This is a genomic window from Streptomyces sp. NPDC085524 (assembly GCF_044541755.1).
Classification (GTDB): Bacteria; Actinomycetota; Actinomycetes; order Streptomycetales; family Streptomycetaceae; genus Streptomyces.
Genome location: NZ_JBITTH010000065.1, coordinates 1 through 4,768 on the forward strand (window position 1 = coordinate 1; position 4,768 = coordinate 4,768).

General features: G+C 72.1%; 6 protein-coding genes and 1 pseudogene. 3 read left to right on the plus strand and 4 right to left on the minus strand.

Annotated elements, in window-relative coordinates; all coding sequences use genetic code 11:
• A pseudogene (locus ACIGFK_RS42325) lies at positions 1–134 on the plus strand (TetR family transcriptional regulator); the annotation flags it as partial.
• Positions 135–244: 110 nt separating this feature from the next.
• Here ACIGFK_RS42325 and pip read toward each other — a convergent pair.
• Positions 245–1,210 (minus strand): prolyl aminopeptidase, encoded by a 966-nt coding sequence (gene pip / locus ACIGFK_RS42330; protein WP_376662489.1) that lies wholly within the window; start codon positions 1,208–1,210, stop codon positions 245–247.
• A gap of 250 nt (positions 1,211–1,460) precedes the next feature.
• Here pip and ACIGFK_RS42335 point away from each other — a divergent pair, with 250 nt between their 5' ends.
• Complete coding sequence (locus ACIGFK_RS42335; RefSeq protein ID WP_376662490.1) at positions 1,461–1,862, plus strand: hypothetical protein; 402 nt, start codon at positions 1,461–1,463, stop codon at positions 1,860–1,862.
• A 121-nt stretch (positions 1,863–1,983) separates the two neighbouring features.
• On the opposite strand, the gene ACIGFK_RS42340 is transcribed toward ACIGFK_RS42335, so the two are convergent.
• On the minus strand, positions 1,984–2,814 hold the full coding sequence (locus ACIGFK_RS42340) for a hypothetical protein (protein ID WP_376662432.1): 831 nt from the start codon (positions 2,812–2,814) through the stop codon (positions 1,984–1,986).
• A 215-nt stretch (positions 2,815–3,029) separates the two neighbouring features.
• Complete coding sequence (locus ACIGFK_RS42345; protein ID WP_376662431.1) at positions 3,030–3,455, minus strand: subtilase-type protease inhibitor; 426 nt, start codon at positions 3,453–3,455, stop codon at positions 3,030–3,032.
• Positions 3,456–3,738: 283 nt separating this feature from the next.
• Between ACIGFK_RS42345 and ACIGFK_RS42350 the strand changes: the two genes are divergently transcribed.
• Positions 3,739–4,299: a hypothetical protein gene (locus ACIGFK_RS42350; RefSeq protein WP_386473802.1), complete on the plus strand. Its 561-nt coding sequence runs from the start codon at positions 3,739–3,741 to the stop codon at positions 4,297–4,299.
• Here the strand turns inward: ACIGFK_RS42350 and ACIGFK_RS42355 are convergent.
• Positions 4,216–4,626 carry a hypothetical protein gene (locus ACIGFK_RS42355; protein ID WP_376662429.1) on the minus strand — a complete coding sequence of 137 codons (411 nt, stop codon included), beginning with the start codon at positions 4,624–4,626 and terminating at the stop codon, positions 4,216–4,218. The two genes, ACIGFK_RS42350 and ACIGFK_RS42355, sit on opposite strands and share 84 nt — an antisense overlap.
• Between the last annotated feature and the right edge of the window lie 142 nt (positions 4,627–4,768).

The following is a 4,768-nucleotide window of genomic DNA, read 5'->3' on the forward strand; positions in this document are numbered from 1 at the left end:
ACCCGGGGCTGTTCACGGAAACCTTCTGGGCGGCCCTGCACGGACTGGCCACCCTGACCCGGGCAGGACGGCTCCCGCGGGAGGACACCGAACGCCGGGTGGCACTGCTGGTGGACCGGCTCGCCATCGTCTGACGCACCCGGCGAGTGGGCACGCAGCCGGGCCCCGGAACCCGCTGCCCACCTCCGGCCTCCCACCTCCTCCGGCCCTGTCATCAGGCAAGGGGCGGTTGCAGCGCCGGCAGTCATCGTCCGCTCTTGCCGAACCGCGTGATCGCCTCCAGGATCGCCTCCTGCATTGCGGGACTCCCCGTGTGTCCGGAGTCGTCGATCACCACCAGCTCTGCGTCCGGCCACGCTTTGGACAGCTCCCACGCGGTCTTCAGCGGGCTGGCGAGGTCGAGCCGGCCGTGGATCAGCACGGCCGGGATGCCGGCCAGACGGTGTGCGTCACGCAGCAGTTGTCCGTCTTCCAGCCAGGCATCGTTCGCGAAGTAGTGCGCGCAGATCCGAACGAATGCCATCAGTGCGTCGTCGGCCTTCTCGCTGTAGGCACCCGGCCGGCCGAGTACCTCGTGGGCGATGACGGCGTCCTCCCAGGCACACCAGTCCCGCGCAGCCTTCACCCTGGTCGCCTCATCGGGGCTGTTCAGCAGCCGGTGATAGGCGGCCACGAGGTTGCCGCTGCGGTCCGCCTCCGGCAGGGCGTCGCGGAACGCCTCCCAGGGACCCGGCAGCAGGCGTCCGACCCCGCGGTAGAGCCAGTCGGTCTCCTCCGGCCGGGTCATGGTGACGCCGACGATGACGGCCTCGGAGACCCGCTCGGGATGGCGCTCGGCGTAGGCGAGGATCAGTGTGGAGCCCCAGGAGCCGCCGTAGAGGAGCCAGCGCTCGATGCCCAGGTGCTCGCGCAGCCGCTCCATGTCGGCGATGAGGTGGTCGGTGGTGTTGTGATCGAGGCTGACGGACCGGTCGGCGGCGTGAGGCCGGCTTTCACCACAGCCGCGCTGGTCGAACAGGACGATCCGGAAGACCTCGGGGTCGAACATCCCGCGGCTGCCCCGGCCCCCTCCGCTGCCGGGGCCGCCGTGCACGCACAGGACCGCCTTCCCGTCGGGGGTCCCGCTGGTCTCCCAGTAGATCCGGTTTCCGTCACCCACATCGAGGAGGCCCTGCGCGTACGGTTCGGTGGGCGGGAACGGCCGGGCCATGAGGTCTCCTCCTGAAGGCGTGAAGAACAACCCGTCGAGGTTAGTCGTCGCGAGGAGACGGCGGATGCAGTGCACGAGCTGCACTGGCGCCTGGGGTCTTCCCAGGGATGAGCGCTGGGGAGCTCGCCGCGGTGCGGGGAAAGCCGAACCGGGCATCGGCTGCGGCACCAGCCGTTGCGCCGGCAGTGCCGGTGGCGGCTGCAGTGCCGGTGGCGGCTGCGATGTCAGTGGCGGCTGCGATGCTGCCGGAATGACTCCTTGGAACCTGCTCGACCTCGACCGTGCCCTGCGCGCCAGCTGGGCGGGCGACACCTGCTCGCCCGACAACCAGGCCGACTGGCAGCCGGACAACCCGGCCTGGGGGCACTGCGACATCACCGCCCTGATCGTCCACGACGTCTTCGGGGGCGACCTCATGCTGGGCGAAGTGCATCTCGACGGCGACCAGCACGGCTTCCACTGGTGGAACCGGCTGCCCAGCGGCGTCGAACTCGACCTGACGTACGAGCAGTTCCAGCGGGGCCAGACCGTCACCGAGGCCCGTGTCGTCGAACGCCCGCCGGGTCCCCTGCCCCGCCGCTGGGACGAGTACCTTCTCCTGCGCAAGCGGGTCATCGGGCACCTCGGCCATCTGCCGGAGTTCGCCGTCTGAGCCGGCCGGGATCCATCCGGCGGGCCCCATGGAGCTGCGTCCCGTCCGGTGGCGGCCGGTGGCGGCCGCAGGCGGCGAGCTACTCGCCGCCTGCGGCCGACCCCCGCTTCCTCACGGGACCTCAGTTCGCTCCCTCGTAGGCAGCGACCTTCTGGGAGACCGCGTCCTGGAGTGGTTTCATGCGGTCCACGAGCTGCTGGAAGTCGGCGGTCCGGCCATCGGACCACTGGCCCATGGCGACCACCATGACCCGGCCGTGGCCCGTGAAGGCCTGCACCATCCCGCTGTCCGGCGGCAGGGTCCGCAGGCCGGAGCCGGCGGGCGGGGCCTGCACGGCGACCTGGTAGTCGTCGAAGGCCATCGCCAGTTCGGTCACCACCTTCAGGGTGTCCTGCGGGTCCTTCATGGTGAAGACGGCCATGTTGAACTGGTTGTTCCGGTCGTCCTTGTAGAGGGCGATCTGCTCGCCGACGCAGCCCGCACCGCCCTGGATCATGGCGGCCAGCCGGGGTCCGACCCCGTCCGGTTCCGTGCAGGACTCCATCACGGTCCGGCCCAGCCGGGTGAAGGTCGCACCGGAGGCTCCCTTGACCTCGGCCGGGAACAGATCGGAGAGCGGCACCATCGGCCGCGCGCCGGCGGCCGCGGCCGCCGTGCCCCGCGACGGTGCGGACGACGGGGTGGCGGAGGTCGCATGGGCCGGTGCGGACGAGGCCGGAGCAGGCGCGGCGGTGCTGTCGCCGGGTGACGCTCCGGTGTACTTCAGTACGACGAAGGCGGAACCCGCTGCCACCAGCGCCAGCGCCAGGTTCAGCGGCCACGCGCGCCGGGGCCTGGGCCCGTGCCCGGGCTGTGGGCCGGACATTTCCGCCTCATGCCGCCTGACGAAGTCATTCCACTCGTCGTCGTCCCGGCCGCTCCGGCCCGTGGGTATCTCGTTGTTGTTCGACACGCACGAACCCTATTGATCATCGCGGATCAACTGAACAGCCCCAGGTCACAGCCTCATCACTCTGTCGGTCGGAGGCAGTGCCGACGCGCCTCGCCCTCACCGCCGGGCGGCGGGGTCCACCTGCCGCCGGAACCCACAAGGTGATTCCGGTTCGGGCAGGGGGCGAAGGGCTTTCCGGCCCCCGCCCCGGCGGCTCGGGCTTGAGCAGGTCTGCGTCAGAAGGCGTAGAGCGCGTTGCCGTTGAGGGTCGCGGACATCTCGCACGCGTTGGAGAAGGTGTGCTTCCACGCGACGCGGCTGCCGCGCCAGGCGCCGTCCGCCGTGATGGTGACCGGGTCGTAGTGCATCGGGCACGCCCGGTCCGGATTCGGGGCGGACAGGAGGCGGTTGAACCGGCCGCCGGTGGCGTTGAGGGCGTCGCACGCCGCCCGCGGGGCGGGGTGCGTGCCCTCGGCGGTGTAGGCGCAGCTGAGGACGGTCGCCCGCAGGACGGTGCCCGTGGCGGCATCGTCGCCCTGGGTGATGGTGAAGACCATGGCGGACGGGGCGTACAGGCTCGCGGGCTTGGCCTCCGCCACGCCCGTGGCGCCTGCGAGGCAGAGGAGGGCGGCGGCGGAGACTGCGGCCAAGCGGTGACGCATGACAACACTCGCTTTCAATTCGAAGGCTGAAGGGGGTAGTTGAGCTTTCATGTAACACTCAACCCATGCTGAGCCTGGCAGATGTGAAGGACAGTCGCACATCTACGGTCGACTTACGGACAGGTCGTTCGGAATCCGGAGGGCGCACGGGAGTTCGTACAGGTCCGGTGGGCGGCCGGGCGCCGTGCGGGGTACATCGAGGTGCGCCCCCCGGTGTTCCCCGCGCTGGTGGCAGGTGCGCCCGATCCACCGGAGGGCCGTCCAGGGTGACCGGATCAATGCGGTGCCGGGGTCCGCGTCGTGGTCGGCGGGGTCGTCGGGAGCGCCAAAGGGGCACGCGGCCTTCTGCGACGCCGACCGCTGGTTCTACGACGCCCCGTACCGGCGGGACGGCGAGAGCTTCCGGCAGGCCCTGGCCCCCGTACCCGCGGGGTGGATCTCGCACCGCAGCGGCGACTGGCTCGCCCTGCAGCCCCTCGGCCTCCAACTGCCCGCCCAGGGCTGGAAGATCCACGTCTCGGCCGGGCTGGACAACGCGCAGGCGGTCCTCGACGAGGTCCACGCCTACTGCGTCGAGCGGCGGATCGCCTTCACGTTCGTGCCCAGCCGGTACCTGCTGCACCTGCGCAACGCCAAGTACGCCGACCGCTCGGCGAGCGGGAAGTTCCTCACACCGTCCACCCCGCCGACCCCGAGGCCTGCCGGCGCATCGCCGAGGACCTGGACGCGCTGCCGGCCGGCGAGTCCGGCCCGTACGTCCTCAGCGATCTGCGCTGGAACGACGGCCCTCGGCACGCATGCCGAGCTCGACCTTGCGGACCGCCCTGACCAGTCGGCCGGGTGAACCGTCCTTGTCCACGTAGCCGCGGGCCTCGGCCTGGACGCCTCGCCGCAGGGAGCCGGGCGCGCCCGGCGTGGCGAGCACCAGCAGCGGGGGCGACGACTCGGGCAGCCGGGAGGCGGAGCCCGTGCCGGCGCCCGCTCCGAGGGTGGCCGACGCGCCCGGACGGTCGAGGTCGACGACGGCCACGCCTGGTCGGAACGACTCGGCCTGGTGTGCGGCGGTCCGCCAGCCCGCGCTGGTGACTTCGAAGCCGCCTTCGCATCTCAGCAGGGCGGCGAGGGCCGACCTCACGAGGCTGACACTGTGCAGGACGAGGACCTTGGTCATCGGGGCTCTCCTCGGTGTGGTGGGGGGGGGGGGCCCCCCCGGGGGGCCCCCCCCCCCCCCCCCCCACCCCCCCCGGCGGGGGGGGGGGGGGGCCGGGGGCCCCCCCGCGCCCCCCCCGCCGGCGCCGCCCCCCGCCCCCCCC

What these genes read in the sequence shown, in the direction of transcription:
- pip (WP_376662489.1), bottom strand. Translation starts at nt 1,210, where the DNA reads ATGGCCCGGCCGTTCCCGCCCACCGAACCGTACGCGCAGGGCCTCCTC.
- ACIGFK_RS42345 (WP_376662431.1), bottom strand. Translation starts at nt 3,455, where the DNA reads ATGCGTCACCGCTTGGCCGCAGTCTCCGCCGCCGCCCTCCTCTGCCTC.
- ACIGFK_RS42355 (WP_376662429.1), bottom strand. Translation starts at nt 4,626, where the DNA reads ATGACCAAGGTCCTCGTCCTGCACAGTGTCAGCCTCGTGAGGTCGGCC.
- ACIGFK_RS42335 (WP_376662490.1), top strand. Translation starts at nt 1,461, where the DNA reads ATGACTCCTTGGAACCTGCTCGACCTCGACCGTGCCCTGCGCGCCAGC.